Source organism: Buttiauxella ferragutiae, assembly GCF_022637515.1.
Lineage (GTDB): Bacteria > Pseudomonadota > Gammaproteobacteria > Enterobacterales > Enterobacteriaceae > Buttiauxella > Buttiauxella ferragutiae.
Genome location: NZ_CP093332.1, coordinates 669,634 through 689,647, shown reverse-complemented (window position 1 = coordinate 689,647; position 20,014 = coordinate 669,634). Strand labels below are relative to the sequence as shown.

General features: G+C 50.2%; 19 protein-coding genes, 1 pseudogene and 1 other annotated feature. Of the genes and pseudogenes, 6 read left to right on the top strand and 14 right to left on the bottom strand.

What is annotated here, in order from left to right; translation table 11 throughout:
* Positions 1-30: 30 nt before the first annotated feature.
* Positions 31-321 (bottom strand): DUF2502 domain-containing protein, encoded by a 291-nt coding sequence (locus MNO13_RS03215; RefSeq protein WP_121814875.1) that lies wholly within the window; start codon positions 319-321, stop codon positions 31-33.
* 215 nt (positions 322-536) lie between these two features.
* On the opposite strand from MNO13_RS03215, the gene MNO13_RS03210 reads away from it, so the two are divergent.
* The 3 genes from MNO13_RS03210 to MNO13_RS03200 all read left to right on the top strand — a co-directional run bounded on the left by MNO13_RS03210 (position 537) and on the right by MNO13_RS03200 (position 4,093).
* The gene (locus MNO13_RS03210) at positions 537-1,517 is read left to right on the top strand and encodes a GlxA family transcriptional regulator (protein WP_241939520.1); all 981 of its coding nucleotides are present in this window, start codon (positions 537-539) and stop codon (positions 1,515-1,517) included.
* A 78-nt stretch (positions 1,518-1,595) separates the two neighbouring features.
* Positions 1,596-2,606 (top strand): type I glyceraldehyde-3-phosphate dehydrogenase, encoded by a 1,011-nt coding sequence (gene gap / locus MNO13_RS03205; protein WP_241939519.1) that lies wholly within the window; start codon positions 1,596-1,598, stop codon positions 2,604-2,606.
* Between the two features lie 146 nt (positions 2,607-2,752).
* A complete protein-coding gene (locus MNO13_RS03200; protein ID WP_241939518.1) occupies positions 2,753-4,093 on the top strand; it encodes an AppA family phytase/histidine-type acid phosphatase in 1,341 nt (446 codons plus the stop codon).
* 92 nt (positions 4,094-4,185) lie between these two features.
* Here the strand turns inward: MNO13_RS03200 and thrC are convergent, their stop codons facing one another.
* From thrC to yjjY, 6 genes and pseudogenes are all read right to left on the bottom strand, one after another.
* On the bottom strand, positions 4,186-5,472 hold the full coding sequence (gene thrC / locus MNO13_RS03195) for a threonine synthase (protein ID WP_241939517.1): 1,287 nt from the start codon (positions 5,470-5,472) through the stop codon (positions 4,186-4,188).
* A 3-nt stretch (positions 5,473-5,475) separates the two neighbouring features.
* Complete coding sequence (gene thrB, locus MNO13_RS03190) at positions 5,476-6,405, bottom strand: homoserine kinase (RefSeq protein WP_133522249.1); 930 nt, start codon at positions 6,403-6,405, stop codon at positions 5,476-5,478.
* Position 6,406: 1 nt separating this feature from the next.
* A complete protein-coding gene (thrA, locus tag MNO13_RS03185) occupies positions 6,407-8,869 on the bottom strand; it encodes a bifunctional aspartate kinase/homoserine dehydrogenase I (RefSeq protein WP_241939516.1) in 2,463 nt (820 codons plus the stop codon).
* 26 nt (positions 8,870-8,895) lie between these two features.
* Positions 8,896-9,012, bottom strand: a sequence feature (Thr leader region).
* The gene (thrL, locus tag MNO13_RS03180) at positions 8,951-9,019 is read right to left on the bottom strand and encodes a thr operon leader peptide (protein ID WP_072009468.1); all 69 of its coding nucleotides are present in this window, start codon (positions 9,017-9,019) and stop codon (positions 8,951-8,953) included. (Overlaps the previous feature by 62 nt.)
* Before the next feature lie 184 nt (positions 9,020-9,203).
* On the bottom strand, positions 9,204-9,905 hold the full coding sequence (locus MNO13_RS03175) for a tRNA/rRNA methyltransferase (protein ID WP_064543383.1): 702 nt from the start codon (positions 9,903-9,905) through the stop codon (positions 9,204-9,206).
* A gap of 401 nt (positions 9,906-10,306) precedes the next feature.
* Positions 10,307-10,449, bottom strand: a pseudogene (yjjY, locus tag MNO13_RS03170) (YjjY family protein).
* A gap of 96 nt (positions 10,450-10,545) precedes the next feature.
* Between yjjY and arcA the strand changes: the two are divergent.
* Positions 10,546-11,262 carry a two-component system response regulator ArcA gene (gene arcA, locus MNO13_RS03165; RefSeq protein ID WP_034459438.1) on the top strand — a complete coding sequence of 239 codons (717 nt, stop codon included), beginning with the start codon at positions 10,546-10,548 and terminating at the stop codon, positions 11,260-11,262.
* 71 nt (positions 11,263-11,333) lie between these two features.
* Here the strand turns inward: arcA and creD are convergent, their stop codons facing one another.
* The 4 genes from creD to creA form a co-directional block, all read right to left on the bottom strand.
* Complete coding sequence (gene creD / locus MNO13_RS03160) at positions 11,334-12,692, bottom strand: cell envelope integrity protein CreD (protein WP_064543381.1); 1,359 nt, start codon at positions 12,690-12,692, stop codon at positions 11,334-11,336.
* A gap of 90 nt (positions 12,693-12,782) precedes the next feature.
* Entirely contained in the window at positions 12,783-14,210 is a 1,428-nt protein-coding gene (gene creC, locus MNO13_RS03155) for a two-component system sensor histidine kinase CreC (protein WP_064543379.1), read from the bottom strand.
* Positions 14,210-14,905: a two-component system response regulator CreB gene (gene creB, locus MNO13_RS03150; RefSeq protein WP_064543377.1), complete on the bottom strand. Its 696-nt coding sequence runs from the start codon at positions 14,903-14,905 to the stop codon at positions 14,210-14,212. Before creB ends, creC begins: the two co-directional genes overlap by 1 nt.
* A 13-nt stretch (positions 14,906-14,918) precedes the next feature.
* Positions 14,919-15,389, bottom strand: a complete 471-nt coding sequence (creA, locus tag MNO13_RS03145) for a protein CreA (RefSeq protein WP_064543375.1) — start codon at positions 15,387-15,389, stop codon at positions 14,919-14,921.
* Positions 15,390-15,596: 207 nt separating this feature from the next.
* Between creA and robA the strand changes: the two genes are divergently transcribed.
* Entirely contained in the window at positions 15,597-16,466 is an 870-nt protein-coding gene (gene robA / locus MNO13_RS03140; RefSeq protein WP_064543373.1) for an MDR efflux pump AcrAB transcriptional activator RobA, read from the top strand.
* On the opposite strand, the gene gpmB is transcribed toward robA, so the two are convergent.
* Positions 16,467-17,114: a 2,3-diphosphoglycerate-dependent phosphoglycerate mutase GpmB gene (gene gpmB / locus MNO13_RS03135; protein WP_064543371.1), complete on the bottom strand. Its 648-nt coding sequence runs from the start codon at positions 17,112-17,114 to the stop codon at positions 16,467-16,469.
* A gap of 51 nt (positions 17,115-17,165) precedes the next feature.
* Between gpmB and yjjX the strand changes: the two genes are divergently transcribed.
* On the top strand, positions 17,166-17,681 hold the full coding sequence (yjjX, locus tag MNO13_RS03130) for an inosine/xanthosine triphosphatase (RefSeq protein WP_064543369.1): 516 nt from the start codon (positions 17,166-17,168) through the stop codon (positions 17,679-17,681).
* Here yjjX and trpR read toward each other — a convergent pair.
* Together trpR and sltY are read right to left on the bottom strand one after the other, a co-directional pair.
* Positions 17,678-18,007 (bottom strand): trp operon repressor, encoded by a 330-nt coding sequence (gene trpR / locus MNO13_RS03125; protein WP_133522254.1) that lies wholly within the window; start codon positions 18,005-18,007, stop codon positions 17,678-17,680. The two genes, yjjX and trpR, sit on opposite strands and share 4 nt — an antisense overlap.
* A 53-nt stretch (positions 18,008-18,060) precedes the next feature.
* Positions 18,061-19,995 carry a murein transglycosylase gene (gene sltY, locus MNO13_RS03120; protein WP_064543365.1) on the bottom strand — a complete coding sequence of 645 codons (1,935 nt, stop codon included), beginning with the start codon at positions 19,993-19,995 and terminating at the stop codon, positions 18,061-18,063.
* Positions 19,996-20,014: the final 19 nt, after the last annotated feature.

The window sequence follows — 20,014 nt, the reverse complement described above, 5'->3', positions numbered from 1 at the left end:
GCTAACGCTCATCCACCCTACAAACCCCGTTTAGTGATTTTTGTGTTGGCCGTAGTGATTACCGTTGTCATGTTTATCTTTTTTATAATGGCCATTTTTCTTACCGTGATTATCATGCGGATGCCATCTATTATCACGCCACTCATAGTGGTCGTCCCACCAGCCACGGTCGCGCCAGTGTTCACCGTCCCAGTAGTTACCGCCCCGGTCCTGCTCGCCAATTTGCAGTTTGACTGACGGGACAAGCGTAATTTCAGAAGCTTGCGCTGCCAGCGGAGTCACCACCAGAATCGATAAAGCCAACATTATTGATTTCAACATAAGTCACTCCTTACTACATTCACACCCGCTATGGGTCGTTAAGGAAAGCATAAGCCGAACAACGCGGAGTTGTTATACTGTGCAATCCTAATCTCTGAACGCCCGCATTTAATGGGAATTCCTACATTTTCCCTCCTTGTTTCCTGCATATTTCCTCCATGATTCAGACTCACACCCACCTTGACTTATTTTGTTAAAAGCGTACTTTTCAGGACATGAAAACCTTTCTGATTATTGTTCCCGATGGCGGGGTGCTGTTCGAAGCCGCCGGAATTGCCGACATACTGATGCAAGCCAACCGCTTACAGGCGGAAGGTTTGTCTCAACCTCGCTACCAGATAAGACTTGCGACCACTCAGCCTCATCAGGTGATCCACGGTCAATCCGGGCTGAACTTGCTGGCCGACTATCGCCTGCACGAACTTGATCCTTATGAACCTCGGGATACCATTATGATCACGGGGAGAGGATCAGATGAGTTAGAAGGTACCGCGGTGGTCGATTGGTTAAAGCTTGCCGCACCTCACGCTCAGCGCATTGTTTCCATTTGCGGCGGGGCAATGTTGTTGGCACAGGCTGGGTTACTTAACGGCCGTCGTGCGACAACCCACTGGCATCTGCTGGAAAAGATGCAATCCACTTACCCGCACGTCAAAGTCGAAAGTGGTCCGCTCTATCTTCAGGATGGCCCTATCTGGACTTCTGGCGGAGTAAGCTCAGGTTTTGATCTGACCCTCGCACTGGTCGAAGAAGATTATGGCTTTACGCTTGCTCGCGACGTGGCACAGGATCTGGTGATGTATCTGCGTCGTCCCGGCGGGCAAATGCAATTTAGTCGATACCACCTCCAGCAAAGCGACATCTCCAGTCCGATAGGTCAATTGCAAAACTGGCTTATTGAAAATCTATCCGCCGATTTGTCGGTTGAGAAACTGGCAGACCGGGTCGCGATGAGTCCTCGTAACTTCACGCGTGTTTTCAGCAAAGAAACTGGCATCACACCAGCGCGCTATGTTGAAGAAGCCCGCCTTGCAGCAGCCCGACATTGCCTTGAGCAAACGCGGGAAACGCTCGAGCAGATTGCGAGTAAAGTGGGCTTCGGCAATACCATCACTTTGCGCCGCGCCTTCGAGCGTCAACTACACCTCACACCGGGCGAATACCGCGAGCGTTTTCATTGTCGAAAAATGGCGTGAATTGATCCTTTTTTGTCATTTACGCCACTTTGCCTGAAGCCTACAGTGATTCCAGACATTTCAAAGAAGGAGTCAATCATGGTTAAGGTCGGTATTAATGGTTTCGGCAGGATTGGTCGTAACGTATTACGCGCCACGCTGGGTAACGCAGACGTAGAAATTGTAGCAATCAACGATCTGACAGACAGCAAAACCCTTGCTCACCTGCTGAAACACGATTCACTGATGGGAAGATTGCCTATTCCGGTTGAAGCGGCTGACGGGCATTTGCAGGTGGATGGCAAACTTGTTCGCGTGTTTAGCGAAAGAGATCCGGCAAATATCCCGTGGCATGATGTGGGTGTCGATATTGTTATTGAGGCCACGGGTTTCTTTACCAGTCGCGAGCAGGCCGCAGTACACATCAATAGCGGCGGAGCAAAACGCGTCATCATCTCGGCACCGGGCAAAGATGACGACCTGACGATAGTGATGGGCGTTAACCACCAGCAGTACGATCCGGAACGCCATTATGTCGTGAGCAATGGCAGCTGTACCACGAACGGCCTTGCGCCTGCCGCACAGGTTTTGCATCAGCAGTTTGGTATTGAACACGGTTTGATGAACACCACTCACGCTTACACCAACAGTCAGGCGTTACACGATCAGCCGGAAAAAGACCTGCGTGGCGCGCGAGCTGCCGCCCTCTCCATCGTTCCTTACTCCAGCGGCGCGGCAAAAGCGTTAGGCAAAGTCATTCCTGAACTGGACGGACGCCTGACCGGTTACTCATTGCGAGTGCCTGTACCCGTCGTTTCTATCGTTGATTTAACGGTAACCTTAAAACGCCCGGTCACCGTCGCGCAGGTGAATGCGGCATTCCTGGAAGCAGCAACAAGCGGCCCGCTGAAAGGCATTTTGGGCTACAGCGATGAACCGCTGGTATCGAGTGATTATCAGGGTGATCCACGTTCTTCTATCATCGACGGGCTTTCGACGCTGGTGATTGGCGGTAATCTGGTCAAGATATTGGCCTGGTACGATAATGAATGGGGCTTCTCTAACCGCCTGGTCGACCTTGCAGCAATGATGGCTAAACGCGGGCTCTAAAAATGCTCCCGCAAGCCTTTTAAGATCCACGCACCTGCGTGGATCTTTTTCACATACCAAACAACAACGAGACGAACTCGACGTTACCGCTTTGCTTCTGGAGTATATTTATCAGACTCAAACACCCCAAAGAAAAGAGGCTGTAAATGACGATCTCTGCGTTTAATCGCAAAAAACTGACGCTTCGCCCTGGTCTGTTCGTAGCACTGAGCGCCATATTTTCATTAGGCTCTACGGCCTATGCCAACGACACTCCCGCTTCAGGCTACCAGGTTGAGAAAGTGGTAATCCTCAGCCGCCACGGGGTGCGAGCACCCACCAAAATGACACAGACCATGCGCGACGTAACACCCAATACCTGGCCAGAATGGCCAGTAAAATTGGGTTATATCACGCCACGCGGTGAGCATCTGATTAGCCTGATGGGCGGGTTTTATCGCGAGAAGTTTCAACAACAGGGCATTTTATCGCAGGGCAGTTGCCCCACACCAAACTCAATTTATGTCTGGGCAGACGTTGATCAGCGCACGCTTAAAACTGGCGAAGCTTTCCTGGCAGGGCTTGCTCCGCAATGTGGTTTAACTATTCACCACCAGCAAAATCTTGAAAAAGCCGATCCGCTGTTCCATCCGGTGAAAGCGGGCACCTGTTCAATGGATAAAACTCAGGTCCAACAGGCCGTTGAAAAAGAAGCTCAAATCCCCATTGATAATCTGAATCAGCACTATATTCCCTCTCTGGCCTTGATGAACACGACCCTCAACTTTTCGACGTCGGCCTGGTGTCAGAAACACAGCGTGGATAAAAGCTGTGATTTAGCACAATCCATGCCGAGCAAGCTGTCGATAAAAGATAATGGCAACAAAGTTGCTCTCGACGGGGCTATTGGCCTTTCGTCTACGCTTGCTGAAATTTTCCTGCTGGAATATGCGCAAGGGATGCCGCAAGCGGCGTGGGGGAATATTCATTCAGAGCAAGAGTGGGCGTCGCTACTGAAACTGCATAACGCCCAGTTTGATTTGATGGCACGCACGCCTTATATCGCCAGACATAACGGCACGCCGTTATTGCAGACCATCAGCAACGCGCTGAACCCGAATGCCACCACAAGCAAACTGCCTGATATCTCACCTGACAATAAGATCCTGTTTATTGCCGGACACGATACCAATATTGCCAATATCGCAGGCATGCTCAACATGCGCTGGACGCTACCTGGGCAACCCGATAACACCCCTCCGGGCGGCGCTTTAGTCTTTGAGCGTTTGGCCGATAAGTCAGGGAAACAATATGTTAGCGTGAGCATGGTGTATCAGACTCTCGAGCAGTTGCGATCCCAAACACCACTTAGCCTCAATCAACCTGCGGGAAGCGTTCAGCTAAAAATTCCTGGCTGTAACGACCAGACGGCTGAAAGATACTGCCCGCTGTCGACATTCACACGCGTGGTTAGCCAAAGCGTGGAACCCGGCTGCCAGCTACAGTAAATATCAGACAAAAAAAATGCCGCTCGCGATTAAACGAACGGCATTACTTTATAGCTTCCCAGCTCGGATTAGCATGGCGAGAGCCGAAAAACTTACGCTTTGGCCATCATCAATTTACGCAGCTCAGCAAAATCGGCAGGTAGATTGTGGGAAAGCAGCGGTAAATCAGCGCGTTCGGCAAGCTCAGCAGGAAGTGGCAGAGTTTCACCGAGGATCTCCTCCACGCTTTCTTTGAATTTCGCCGGATGCGCAGTGCCGAGGAACAAGCCGTATTCGCCGGGCTGGAGCTGGTCACGCAGCGCACGGTAAGCGATAGCCGCGTGTGGTTCAGAAACATAGCCCACCGCTTTCAGCTCTTTCATGGTGGCTTTGGTGGTTTCGTCGGTGACAGTCGCATAACCGAGGTCGGTCAGGCGCCAAATCTTACGGCGGAACAACTCTTCCACACGCGGCCAGTTGTTTGGCTGGCTAACATCCATAGCGTTAGAAAGTGTCGCAACGGTGGTTTTCGGGGTCCATTCGCCATTGGCTAAGAAACGTGGAACAGTGTCGTTGGCATTGGTCGCCGCAATAAAGCGCTTGATTGGCAAACCGAGCGATTTCGCCAGAAGACCCGCCGTCAAATCGCCGAAGTTGCCGCTTGGGACGGACACTACCAGCTGATTACGCGCTTCCTGTGGCAACTGCGCCACCGCTTCGAAGTAATAGCAAATCTGCGCCAGCAAACGGCTGATGTTGATTGAGTTAGCGGAGTTTAACCCCAGCGCCAATTTCAACTCTTCATCATCAAACGCTTGTTTCACCAGCGCCTGGCAGGCATCAAAATCACCGTCAATCGCGACAGTTTCAATATTACCGCCAAGCGTGCAGAACAGTTTTTCCTGCAGCGGGCTGATTTTGCCACGCGGATACAGGATAACGACGCGCACGTTTTTCAGGCCGTAGAATGCATGCGCTACCGCAGCCCCGGTATCGCCAGAAGTCGCGGTCAAAATAGTGACCGGTTTGTCGCCGCTGATATGCGTCAGCATCTGCGCCATAAAACGGCCGCCGAAGTCTTTAAACGCCAGCGTCGGACCGTGGAACAGTTCAAGGCAGCCAATGTCCGGCTCAACGCTTTTCACCGGTGCAGGGAAAGCAAACGCCGCACGCACACGTTCTTCGAGAATTTCTTGCGGGATTTCATCACCGATAAAAGCAGACAGAATTTTGCTGCTGCGGGTGACAAAATCCATCTTCAACATTTCGTCGATTTCAGTCAGTTCAAATTCCGGTAAATCGTGTGGGAAAAACAGCCCTTGCTGTTTACCCAACCCCTGCACAATCGCCTGGGCAAAGTTGACCTGCTCGTTATGATCTTTAAGGTTATACAGTTTCATGCGTTATCCCAGAACTCGTGCGCCCGCCGTGTCCAGACGGCAAATATGTACAAAACCTTCCTGGTTCTGCAAATAATGTTGGCTGAGCCAGTCAGCCACACGTTGTGCGGTATCAGTGTTATCGCACAACGCAAACAAAGTTGGGCCGGAGCCCGAAATACCACTCGCCACTGCCCCGATATCTGCTGCGGCCTGGCGCGCTTCATTAAAGCGCGGCAGTAATTTAGCCCGGTAAGGCTCGGCAATCACATCACGCATCAGTTTTGCCGCCAGCTGTGGCTGGCGAGTGTGGCAGGCGTGAATAAAGCCCGCCAGATGGCGACCGTGGCTGATGCAATCCTGACGGCGATATTGTGCAGGAAGAATAGCGCGAGCTTCAGCGGTAGAAACTTTAATGCCTGGATATGCCAGAACCCACAGCCATTCATCAAACCCCGGAACAGACTGGCTGATGATGCCATTTTCTTCAATCATCAACTGCATACCGCCCAGGAAACACGGCGCTACGTTGTCGTAGTGAACGCTGCCTGAAATGCGCCCTTCTAGTTCACCCATCAGGCTGAGCAAACGAGTATCGCTCAACGGTTTGCCGCAGTATTCGTTCATCGCCATTAAACCGGCGACCACGGAACACGCGCTCGACCCCAAGCCGGAGCCAATCGGCATGCTTTTTTCTAGCGTCATTGCCACTGGAATATTTTTGCCAATTTCCTGGCAGAAACGCTCCCAGCACTGATAGACGATGTTTTCGCGTGGCTCAGCGGGTAATTTGCTGGCAAAACGGCCGATGTTATTCAAACTAAAGGTGTCTGCCGCTTCAACGGTGACATAATCACCGAGCAGCGAGCCATCAATAGGCGAAACGGCCGCGCCCAGCACATCAAACCCGACACTCATATTGGCACTGGAAGCCGGGGCGTATACTTTAACCATCTTAAACTCCTAACTTCCATGACAAAGTGCGCAATAAGTCGGCGAATACACCGGCCGCAGTCACATCATTTCCTGCTCCGTAGCCGCGAAGCACCAGCGGTAACGGCTGATAGTAATGGCTGTAGAATGCCAGAGCATTTTCGCCGTTTTTAACTTTATACAGTGGGTCGTTACCATCTACAGCATCAATTTTAACTTTGCAGCTGCCATCAGCTTCAATCACGCCAACGTAGCGCAGCACTTTGCCTTCGTCGCGGGCTTGTGACACACGCGCTGAAAACTCATCATCCAGCTGCGGTATGCGCGCCATGAATGATTCAACATCACCACTGGAATCAAACGACGGCGGTAATACTGGCTCAATGACAATGTCGGACAGCTCCAGATTGCTGCCTGTTTCACGAGCCAAAATCAGCAATTTGCGCGCGACATCCATACCAGAAAGATCATCACGCGGATCAGGTTCGGTGTAGCCCATGTCGCGGGCAACGATGGTGGCTTCTGACAGGCTCATACCTTCCTCAAGTTTGCCAAAGATAAACGACAGCGAACCTGAAAGAATGCCAGAGAAACGCTGCAATTCGTCACCGGCATTGAGCAAGTTTTGCAGGTTTTCGATAACCGGTAGACCCGCCCCCACGTTGGTGTCGTAAAGGAATTTACGGCGTGATTTCGCCGCAGCGTTACGCATCTGGTGGTAGTAATTCATGGTGGAAGTGTTCGCCTTTTTGTTCGGCGTCACCACGTGGAAACCTTCGCCGAGGAAATCAGCATACTGATCCGCCACCGCCTGGCTGGAGGTACAGTCAACAATCACTGGATTGAGCAGGTGATACTCTTTCACCAGACGAATTAAACGACCCAAATTGAATGGCTCTTTCGCCACCGCCAGCTCTGCCTGCCAGTTATCCAGATTCAGGCCATGAATATTGGTTAACAACGCTTTCGAGTTCGCGATACCACAGACGCGCAGGTCAATATGCTTTTGCTTCAGCCACGCCTGCTGGCGTTTCACCTGCTCAACCAATGCCGCACCCACACCGCCGACACCAATCAGGAACACTTCGATAATCTGGTCGGTATTGAACAACATCTGATGAGTCACGCGCACGCCGGTGGTGGCCTCGTCATTGCTGACCACAACAGAGATAGAGCGCTCGGAAGAGCCCTGGGCAATCGCCACGATATTAATGTTGGCGCGAGCCAGCGCTGCAAAGAACTTGGCAGAAATACCACGCAGGGTACGCATGCCATCACCCACCACGGAGATGATCGCCAGATGCTCCATGATAGACAGCGGCTCCAGTAGCCCCTCTTTGAGCTCCAGATAAAACTCATCATCCATCGCACGACGTGCACGTACGCTATCCGCCTGCGGCACACAGAAACTGATGCTGTATTCAGAAGATGATTGAGTAATCAGCACCACAGAAATTCCGGCGCGTGACATCGCCGCAAAAACGCGGGCCGCCATGCCAACCATGCCTTTCATGCCAGGACCTGAAACGTTGAACATCGCCATGTTATTCAGGTTGGTGATGCCTTTGACCGGAAGTTCATCATCATCGCTTTCCGCGCCGATGAGGGTGCCAGGCGCTTGTGGGTTTCCGGTGTTTTTAATCAGGCAAGGAATTTGGAACTGAGCGATGGGGGAAATGGTACGTGGATGAAGAACTTTAGCGCCGAAATAAGAAAGCTCCATGGCTTCCTGATACGACATAGATTTCAATAATCTGGCATCAGGAACCTGGCGCGGGTCACAGGTATAAACACCATCAACATCCGTCCAGATCTCACAACAATCCGCACGTAAGCAGGCAGCCAGCACGGCAGCAGAATAATCAGAACCGTTGCGTCCCAGAACAACTAACTCACCTTTGTCGTTCCCGGCAGTAAAGCCGGCCATCAGGATCATATGGTCCGCCGGAATGCGGCTTGCGGCGATGCGGCGAGTGGATTCGGAGATATCGACAGTGGACTCAAGGTAGTGACCAACGGCAAGAAGTTTCTCTACCGGATTGATGACTGTCACATTGTGTCCACGAGCTTTGAGCAATTCAGCCATGATCGCGATAGAGAGCTTTTCACCACGGCAGATGATTGCCGCATTGATGCTGTCCGGGCATTGTCCCAGCAAGCTGATACCATGCAAAACATGTTTCAGCTGAGCAAACTCCTGGTCAACCGTAGCTTTGAGTTGTTCGAGTGGAAAACCAGGTTGTGCATCAGCAAGGCCTTTCAAAAGCTCACTAAAAATACGCTCTGCGTCGCTGATATTCGGTACTGCATCCTGGCCGCCGATGGTTTTTTCAATCATGGCAACGAGGTGATTGGTAATTTTCGCCGGGGCAGACAGCACGGTTGCCACCTGCCCCTGTTTGGCATTGCTTTCCAGGATATCGGCAACACGCAGAAAACGTTCTGCATTTGCCACTGAAGTACCACCGAATTTCAACACTCGCATTTATTATTACCTTTGAGTTTTTGGTCCAAAAAAAAGCCCGCACTGTTTAGGTGCGGGCTTTTTTCGTTTTTCCTGTATGCGTCAGCCCGCACCGTTACCTGTGGTAATGGTGGTTGTAATAATTGTTGTCATTGGGCTGATGCGAATCATGGATGTTGTGTGCTCGTAATATGATTTACCTATATTGACTAAAGTATCCGGTAGGCTAAGTCAATTTATTTTTAATTTTGCCACAAAGAGCAAGACTATGACTGAACGCTGATAAACCATCAAAAAACGTACTTATTGCGCTGAAAAAGCAGGGGCATCACACCCCATTTTCACTGATATTAATTCAGCTATCAGCATTTTTCACTGGCAGTTTTTTTTCAATATCATGCAGCAAACGGTGCAACATTGCCGTGTCACGCTGAGCTAATAGACCAAGCCGCTGTTGCAGCCAGTCGACCATTTTTTGGTCGTCGCTGGCTTCTACACGCTCAAGGAGCGTTGCCATTCTGGAACGCAGTGCACTCAGTTGCTGAGCGTCAACCACATCATGCTCTGGTACATTTTGCTGCATCAGTGCTGATAACTGATAGCAGTAAACCATTACAGCCTGCCCGAGATTAAGCGATGGATAATCTGCCACCATCGGTACGCCAGTTAGCACATCGGCCAGTTCAAGCTCTTCGTTGGTCAACCCTGAATCTTCACGCCCAAACACCAACGCGGCAGTGCCCACCCAATTACGCTTTTCTTCGAGTAACGGAACCAGTTGCTGCGGTGTGGCGTAGTAATGGAATTTTGCGCGACTACGAGCGGTAGTCGCAATGGTAAAGTCGACGTCATGCAAAGCTTCCTCCAGCGTATTGAAATGCTGAGCATTATCCAGCACATCACCAGAACCATGCGCGACCCAACGGGCTTCTGGTTGACGGTCGGCTTCACTAGCCACAACACGCAACTCAGCAAATCCCATGGTCTTCATTGCGCGGGCTGCTGCACCAACATTTTCAGCTCTGGCAGGAGCGACCAAAATAATTAGAAAACGCATTAAAACTCTCTTAAAAAAGTATCCAAATATGGATAGTCACAAAATTAAAATGATAATACGCGGCAAAAATTTACATTAGCGCAACATTCATCTATAAAATACATTCAATGGGAATCATAAACACACTGAATGCTTTTTCGTAGTTAGACCAGTATTACAAGATGTATTGATGCTCATTATCATTCTGTTTTATATGATAAATAATACATAAGCTTGCTATCAATAATCAGATTTGCATTGTTTAATAATCAATACGCGTAACTATATTGATTATTGGAAAAATGTGACGCATGCTCGCAAAACGCGACGATGATTTCATCAAACTGTTAACGTGCTACAATTGAATTTGATATATGTCAACGAAGCGTAGTTTTATCAGATGTCTAAAGCGGTCCTGCCTGTTATGTTGCTGTTAAAATGGTATAGGATAACAACCGTTTTTGACACCGTCGGGTCCAGAGGGAAAAGTACCCACGACCAAGCTAATGATGTTGTTGACGTTGATGGAAAGTGCATCAAGAACGCAATTACGTACTTTAGTCATGTTACGCCAGACATGTTAATTTATGGCATGTATTAGGCAGGTCAGGGACTTTTGTACTTCCTGTTTTGATTTAGTTGGCAATTTTAGGTAGCAAACATGCAGACCCCGCACATTCTTATCGTCGAAGACGAATTAGTAACACGCAACACGTTAAAGAGCATTTTTGAAGCTGAAGGTTATGATGTTTTTGAAGCGACCGATGGCGCTGAAATGCATCAGATTCTTTCCGATAATGACATCAACCTGGTCATTATGGATATTAACTTGCCTGGCAAAAATGGCCTGCTGCTGGCGCGTGAATTGCGTGAGCAAGCCAATGTCGCATTGATGTTCTTGACTGGCCGCGACAACGAAGTGGATAAAATCCTGGGCCTTGAAATCGGTGCAGATGATTACATCACTAAGCCATTCAATCCACGTGAATTAACCATCCGCGCGCGCAACCTGTTGTCTCGCACGATGAACCTCGGTGCAATCAGCGAAGAACGTCGTTCCGTTGAAAGCTACAAGTTCAATGGTTGGGAACTGGATATCAACAGTCGTTCATTGGTCAGCCCAAATGGCGAGCAGTACAAGTTGCCGCGTAGCGAATTCCGCGCCATGCTGCACTTCTGTGAAAACCCTGGGAAAATTCAGTCTCGTGCTGAATTGCTGAAGAAGATGACTGGCCGTGAGCTGAAACCACACGACCGTACTGTTGACGTCACGATTCGTCGCATTCGTAAGCACTTTGAATCGACCCCAGATACACCTGAAATCATCGCCACGATTCACGGCGAAGGTTATCGCTTCTGCGGCGATTTACAGGAATAAACCTGTAATCAAACATGATTGCGAAAGGGCGGATTTTTAATCCGCCCTTTTCTTTTGCCAGAATTAAACCGCTATTTCCACAGCCTGAACCGCTCTGGATCTTTCTGGGCATCGTCTGTTGCCAGCGCCTGCACTTTTTGCCCCATCCCATACCAATCGATATGTCGGGTTAGCAGCATAATGGAGGAAAGAGCAACGAACAGTACCCCAGTGCCAAGCAACAAAGCACTGTCTTCAGACTGAAGCAGTTGCCAGAGCACCGCATCAAGAGTCAGTAACCCAAGCGTAAACATCGCACTCGCTTTCCAGCTATTCAGCACCGCTTTGAGATAGAAACCGTTAATTCCCGCGCAGACCAAACTTGCCAGCAGCCAGGCCAGGTTAAACCCTGTGTGTTCAGAAACGGCTAACAGAACGAGATAGAACATCACCAGCGAAAGGCCGACCAGTAAATACTGCATTGGGTGAACGCGTAAACCGGTCAATGTTTCCAGCAGGAAGAAACACATAAACGTCATACCAATCAGTAAGATGGCATATTTTACTGCGCGATCTGTCAGTTGATACTGGTCTACCGGATTCGCTACGGTGACGCTAAACGCAGGAAGGCGATTAACATCGATTAACTGAGCATCACTGAAGTTGGCATTAAGATTGTTGGCAAACCAGGTACTTTGCCAGTTCGCGGTAAACCCGGTTTCCGTCACGGTACGCCCACGTGGCAGGAAATCGCCCATAAAATTAGGATGCGGCCAGTTACTGGTTAAGCTGAACTGGCTATTACGCCCGATTGGCACGACAGCGAGCTGCTTCGTGCCCATCAAATCCAGATTAAAACGCAGTGTTAGCTTTTCATCCTGAAGGCGTTCGATGGGGAGAATGGCATGTAAACCCTGCTCAACGCCGGGCAGATTGCTACCGGGTTCAATAGGATAGGTTTTTCCGTTGATTTCCAGTTCACCTACTTTGCCGATACCGCGCGAATCACCGACCGCCAGCACCACGTATGGCGTACCAAAACGAGTATTTTCATCCATATCGTGATTGAGCAACTGGCGATTAAACGTGGCATCCACAGTCACCGCCGTGCGCCAGATTTGCCCCTCATAAATGCCGATATGACGTGGTTCAACGGTCTGCTTTCCCACAATATCCAGGTTTTCCGGGAGGTAATAGCGAATGAAGCGGCGCTCTTTTTTGACCTCTTTATTATCTTCCATAACAGTCGTCAGCTCCGCGACAGGAATGGCGATAAGCGGCCCGGTAAGGGTTTGCGGCCCACTGGCACTTTGGCGTAGCGACTGCTCAACATCATCCCGGTAACTGCTGCGTTCATTAATCAGCGAACTCAGCATACTCAACGGAATCAACAACACAGCCATACATCCCAACAAAGTCATCACTTTCCAGAACAACGCAGATTTAAACATAATCCCCTCCATTTTTGATTTGGCGAGGATAGCGAGCGTTTGTGGGGACGATATGAAGTTATGTGAAGAGACAGTGAAGTGAAGAAATTATTATTTCCCGGGCAAAATCAGACGAGCGACCGCACCACCCTCAGGGCGATTCTCAAGAGAAATCGTTCCGCGGTGCAAACGCGCCACCTCCTGAACAAAAGCCAGCCCCAGGCCACTGCTCTTTTGCCCGTTGCTACGCGGCAATGAGTAAAAGCGTTCGAACAAACGGCCTTGAGCGTAATCTGGAATCCCACTTCCGGTGTCTGAAACAACAATGACGGTCTGCCCAATGTTTTGCTCAACACTCAACACAATCTCACCACCTGGCGGGGTAAAATCGAGCGCGTTATCCAGCAAATTACCGATCGATTGTTCAAGTAAGGCGGCGTCACCTTCTACGACAGTGCCGTCAGGGCTGTTTTCATCGATTCTTAACGTTATCTGTTTACTGCTAGCGACCACTTCACGGCTATCGCATAACGTGGAAAAAAGTGTGGGCAGATTTATCGCCTGTGCCGTAATTTCAGCGCGGCTTTCTAACTTAGCCTGGCGTAATAAATTATCGACCAACTGCTGCATGCGTAGATTTTGCTGAAGAATGTTAGCCGAAAACTTCTCCACCACTTCTGGCGGTGGGCCTTCACGTAATATTTCTGCCGCACCACGAATCGCCGCCATCGGGCTTTTCAACTCGTGAGTCAGAGCATGAACGTACTGCTCAATGTAGGTTTTCCCTTCGAGTTTCAGCCGCATACTTTCCAGAGCTAACGCCAACTTACGTAATTCACTACTGGCAGGTTTAGGCAGCGGTAAAGGGTGTTCCGTAGTGACCGAGTCGGCATAGCGAACCAGTTTCCCGATAGCCCGGTTAATCCACAGCACAAACCCGAAACCAATCATCAAAGCAATGCCAAGCAGCGCAACACCCGCCCACAAAATACGCCGCTCGCTGCGACGTATTACCGGGTCCATTGCGCTATTTGGTTTGCCTACGCTCAACACGCCGATAATGTTTTGTCCGTCGCGGACGGGTGCAGCCACATACATTACGGTGCTTTCAGGATTGTTTGCATTAACTGGCGTACTGCGTGCGCCGTATTTTCCTTTCAACGTGAGCCAAACATCGTTCCATTGCGAGTAATCCTGGCCTGTCGCTTTTCCAGTGGAATCAAAAAGCACTATGCCTTTGTCATTGGTCAGATAAACACGGTATTCATTTTTAGACTTGGTAATGCCGCTGATATTGGCACTAAGCTTGTGTTGATTGAGATGGGAAAAAGCCTGGGCCAGCTCACCATTTTGCGCGTTACCCGCCAGCATATCTGCACGCGCAAATTCAGCAAGCAATGTAGCTGTATCAATTAACGTGCCTTCCGTTGCACGCCGGACGCCTGGTTTCACCTCTTGCAAAAATATAGAGAGAACAAACCAGGCCGCAATCGCCACAATCAAAAAATAGCCCAGCAACAGACGCATCCCAATACGCATCAACTCACTCCAAGGCTGTAGCCTAAGCCACGGTGCGTATTGATCGGTGAAAGATCGGGGTTAATTGCACGCAGTTTGGCGCGCAAGGTTTTGATGTGTGTATCAACCGTTCGATCAAAACTATCCTCGGCTGTACTCCACACTAAATCCATGAGTTGCTGGCGTGAAAACACACGCCCAGGCCATTGCAAAAAAGTCTTCAGTAACAAGTACTCATAGCGGGTGAGCAGCAATGGCTGCTGGCACCAGGTAATATGCGCCGCCATTTCATTGACTTCGAACTGACCAATGCGCTGTACACTTATCGTCAGGCCTTGCCGTTGTTTTTGCAAACGACGTAGCACTGTTCGCACCCGCGCACACACTTCACGAGGTGAAAACGGCTTCGCGATATAATCATCAGCACCGATCTCCAGGCCAATCAGCCGATCAACCTCCTCACTGCGAGCAGTCAGAAACAGCAACGGGAGATCTGGATAATCCGCGAGTAAACGGCGACAAAGCTCGAAGCCATTAATATCTGGCAAGCCGACATCAAGAATCGCCAGATCAGGACGTTCTTCTCGCACGGCATCCAGCACAGGCAAACCCCGTTCGAAAGCACGCACAGAAAACCCCTCCTGCTGCAACGTATAGATCAACGTATCCGCAATACTGGTTTCATCTTCAACTAACCAGATAGTGGCCTGGCTCATCACGAACTCCCTGTTATTTCCACGGCATAATCGGCACGGCGCTTATCGCGTTTTTAGGCGAACCGTCGACCACTTTATCGGAGTAAGCCAGATACGCCAGCGTGTTGCGTTTAGCATCGTAGAAACGTACCACTTGCAGCTTCTTGAAGACCAGTGATGTCCGCTTCTGGAAAACAACATCACCCTCTGTTTTACCTGCTTTTATCTTTTCGTTTAGCTCAACTGGCCCCACTTGCTGGCAAGAAATCGCCGCATCGGAAGTATCTTCTGCCAGACCCAGTCCGCCTTTAATGCCACCCGTTTTTGCACGGCTAACATAGCAAGTCACGTTTTGTACATCCGGGTCATCAAATGCTTCAACAACAATTTTATGGTCCGGGCCAATCATCTTAAAAACAGTGTCTACTGAACCAATTTGTTCGGCTTTGACGCCCAACGAAACAAGCAGTAATAAACTGAGGGGAGCTAAAACTTTATATTTCATATTGTTACCATTAGTTAAGGTTGCCTTTAGAGACTATTAACTCTTTGTGCTAAAAAATCGTTTAATATCACGTTATTAATAAAATTTTCCGAATGAGTAGCTGATTTTGGCACGTCTTGTTAAAAAAAACTCTGAATGTCAAAACAACAAAAAGTGCTATCATCGCCCACATTAACGGCACTCACCGTGTCAGGATGAGGATATTATATGGATCAGGCAGGGATCATTCGTGATCTATTAACCTGGCTAGAGGGCCATTTGGATCAACCTCTGTCACTGGATAATGTGGCGGCAAAAGCAGGTTATTCCAAGTGGCATCTACAACGGATGTTTAAAGAGGTCACGGGTCACGCCATTGGCGCATACATCCGTGCTCGCCGACTTTCAAAATCTGCTGTGGCACTGCGCCTGACTGCGCGACCGATTCTCGATATTGCGTTGCAGTATCGTTTTGACTCACAGCAAACCTTTACTCGTGCATTCAAAAAGCAGTTTGCTCAAACGCCAGCGCTCTATCGCCGTTCTCCAGACTGGAGCTCGTTCGGTATGCGTCCACCGCTGCGTTTAGATGCGTTTACACTGCCGCAAGCGCAATTTGTCACGCTGCCGGAAACCCATTTAGTGGGTGTCACGCAAAGCTACAGCTGTACGCTTGAGCAAATATCTGATTTCCGTAATGAAATGCGTATTCAGTTCTGGACACAATTCCTCGGCAATGCGCCAACGTTGCCACGAGTGTTATACGGCCTGCATGAGCCACGTCCAAGCATTGAGAAAGATGACGAACAGGAAGTCTTCTATACCACTGCGCTGACACCAGAAATGGCGAATGGATTCTTACCAGACTCTCATCCGGTCAGGTTGGAAGGTGGTGATTACGTGCAATTCGACTACGAAGGCCCGGGCACCGGTTTGCAGGAGTTCATCCTGACAATTTATGGCACCTGCATGCCATCGCTTAATCTGACGCGCCGTAAAGGTCAGGATATTGAACGCTTCTTCCCGCAAGAAGAAGCGCGTGTTCAGGACCGACCAATGCAGATCAGATGTGAATATCTGATCCCAGTACGTCGTTAATTAACGCTGTAATTCATCCAACGCAGGGGCGTCTAAATGTGAGATGTCCCCTGCCGTTTCTACCACCCAGCCAGAAGCTAACCACGGGCTGTGCTGGTGATCGACACGGGAAATCGAACAGTTTCTTAAACGTAAGCGACGTTCAGCCCAGGCCGGTAATCCCAGAATGGTACTCACCAGGCAACCTAACGCCATACCGTGGCTAACCAGCAATGGGCGGCTACCAGATGGTAAATCCAGGCAAGCATTTAAAGCCGCGTGCATACGCTCGCTCATCTCAAGCATGCTTTCCCCATCGGGAATTCGCCCATCGGTCGTGCCATTCACCAGTTGGCGACGCCAGCCTTCTTCTTCTTCGTTTAGCGTGTCCAGATTGCGGCGTTCTAACACCCCCATATCCAGTTCACGTAAACGCGAATCCAGCGTGACATCTACACCACATGCAAGAGCGATAATCTCAGCAGTGTGGCGGGTACGCCCTAAATCACTGGAGATGACGTGTGTAATGCCTAACGTTTTGGCACGCTCGGCCACCTGCTCGGCCTGACGTTCCCCTTTTTCAGTCAGCGCACTGTCTGACTGGCCCTGAATGCGACGTTCTGCATTCCACTGCGTTTCGCCGTGGCGAACAAGGTATACCTGTAACATGCGATTTATCCGTTATACTGCGGCAACAATTTCTAGAGAGTTTCACTGATTATGTACCATGTCGTCTGCGCAACAACCAATCCAGCTAAAATTCAGGCAATTCACCAGGCATTCGACGACATCTTTGGTGAAGGATGCTGCCATATTGAACCCGTTGCCGTCGATAGCGGAGTGCCAGAACAACCCTTCGGAAACCATGAAACGCGAACTGGCGCACGATGCCGGGTAATGAATGCCCGTCAGGTTCGCCCTGAAGCCGATTTTTGGGTTGCGGTTGAAGCGGGAATTGATGACGACAGTACTTTTAGCTGGGTGGTTATTGAAAACCAAAACCAGCGCGGCGAAGCCCGTTCGGCCACACTGCCTCTACCGTCGATTATTCTTGAAAAAGTCCGCGCGGGAGAAGCTTTAGGGCCGGTGATGTCGGCATATACCGGCATCGATAAAATTGGCAATAAAGAAGGCGCGATTGGGGTATTTACCGCCGGGAAGCTCACGCGCAGCAGCGTTTACCAGCAGGCGGTGATTCTGGCGCTTAGCCCGTTCCACAACGCGATTTATAGCTAACTTTTATTGCCTAATAATTCCTGCTCCAGCCAGGCACGCAATGCCGGTGGAGCAGATTTCAGGCTATTTGAACCGCGCGTAATGGTGGCAATTCCCGCGCCAAGTTCATTTTTGAGTTCCCGCTGGCTCATCTCACCCCGCAATAACTCTTCGATAATTCTGACCCGTGTTCCGAGGGCGGTACGTTCGTCTGGGGTCAGCAACAACATTAACAACGGCATATGCAGCTGTTTATCGAACGATTGCTGGAGCAGCTCCACAAAACGGAGCCACTCCTGATTGCTTTGCTCGGCGTGCTCTGCCGAGTATTGAGAATGCTGAGTCATGTCGCCACCATACTATTCAACTAGTACGATACAATATCATAGACACTGCAAAATCAATAACGGCGTTGCCATTCAGCCTCTGTCAGCAATGGTGCAGATTTACCCATGAAGTACTTATAGTACGCATCATATGCCAGCACGTTTTTCACATATCCACGTGTTTCCGAGAAAGGAATACTCTCAACAAACGCCACCGCGTCAATGCGTCCGGCACTGTTGCCAAGCCAGGTTCTGACTCGCCCAGGCCCCGCGTTATAAGCAGCGGATGAGAAAATCCGGTTGTTCTCAAATTGCTGAGAGACGGACTGCAAATAAGTCGTACCAATATTGATATTGGTTTCTGGCTCAAGCAGTTGCGATGGGCTGCTGTAACCCGGAATACCAAAAACCTTCACCGTATGTGCGGCTGTAGCCGGCATAACCTGCATCAGACCACTCGCCCCCACCGGTGACCTGACTTTCGGGTTCCAGGCACTTTCCTGACGCGCAATCGCCATGGCATAACTTTGCGAGATGTCTTTGCCGCTCACGTAGCGGGCGAAAATATCTTTGTAAGCCAGTGGGAATCGCTCTTCCAGATGATCCCAAAGCTTCCCGGCGATCGTCGCCTGCACGCTGAGATCCCACCAATTTTGATCAAACGCGTAACGTGCTAATCCTTCCTGTTCTGGTTTGCTGCGACTGGAGATCAAATTAGCCCATTCGCTGCGTGCAGTGTTATCCAAATTCCAGTACATCAGCTCGCGAACACGCGCCATTTCTGGCCCCTGAACTAACGCCGGATTCACCGCCACCGCTTTGTCGACGCGTAACGGATATTCTTCCCCCAGGCGTTGAGCCGCCACCATTGGATAAAATCCGCGTTGTTGCATCAGCGAGAGAAGGATCTCATTTGCTTCCGAATCACGACCACGTTCCAGCAACAAATCTGCCTGCCAGTAGCGCCATTCATCTTTCTCTTTAGCTTCCATTGGCAAGCGTGCAAGCCAGGTATTCAGGCCAGTACGATCACCCGTTCCCAGCGCCATACGCACACGTCGCTCAACCAGCGAGGTTGATTCAGAACGCATGATTGCATCATCACGCCATGCCGCTTGCTCAGCCGTCACATCGTTGCCCATTAACCGCCAGGCAACAGTGTCTCTGAGTTCCTGAGCCTGTGCGTCATTCAATTGCTGCGCCTGAATCAGTGAGGGGATCATCAAACGCGCATTTTCTACGTCATCGCGCGCGACACGCGTGAACGCCACCGCAGCCGCCTGGCGCGTAAAGTCAGTTGCACCAACGGTGCGGGCAAACGACAGCACTGTTTTCGGGTCGTTTTGTAGGCTGATCAGTGCGCTGGAAATGGTCTGGAATTGCGCAGGCATTTGGCTTGCGAGATTGGTCACCAGTGAAGAGTTACCTTCTTTCATCGCCAGACGAATACGTTCCAGGTAAGCCAACGGATCTTGCGTTCCAGACGATCGCCATGCCGAGAACAGACGATCGCAGCTCGATGGCAGATTTTTGCCCGTTAGCCACAGATCCTTGGCCCCGACCCATGCGGCATCTACCTGGCCGGTATTCCATTTTGCGTAGTAATAATTACATTTGGATTCGGTGGTGCCCGGTTGTTCAGGGCTAAACGCCAGCAGACCACGCCAGTCTTCGCGGCGAGCCAGTTCATTCACAAAGCGTGATTTCAGCGCGCGGGCTGGTGGTAACGTAGGGTTAGCCTCAATAAACTGACTGACGGCGAGCGTTGGCTCATTCATTAAATCATCAGTGATAAGGCGATATTCGAGATAAGGATAAAGTGGATAATCCTGCAACGTGGGCAACATGCGCTGCACCACATCCATTTGCTTGTTATCCCATGCTTGTTTGATTTGTGCATATCGGCTGCGTTGCTCGTCGAGCGAATCCGCGCGAACTGCATGAGTTATTGCCGCAAGGCTTACAACTGCGACCAGCAATTGTCCCACGACTTGTTTGGCTATCCCCACAAGTTCTCCTCACATGTTC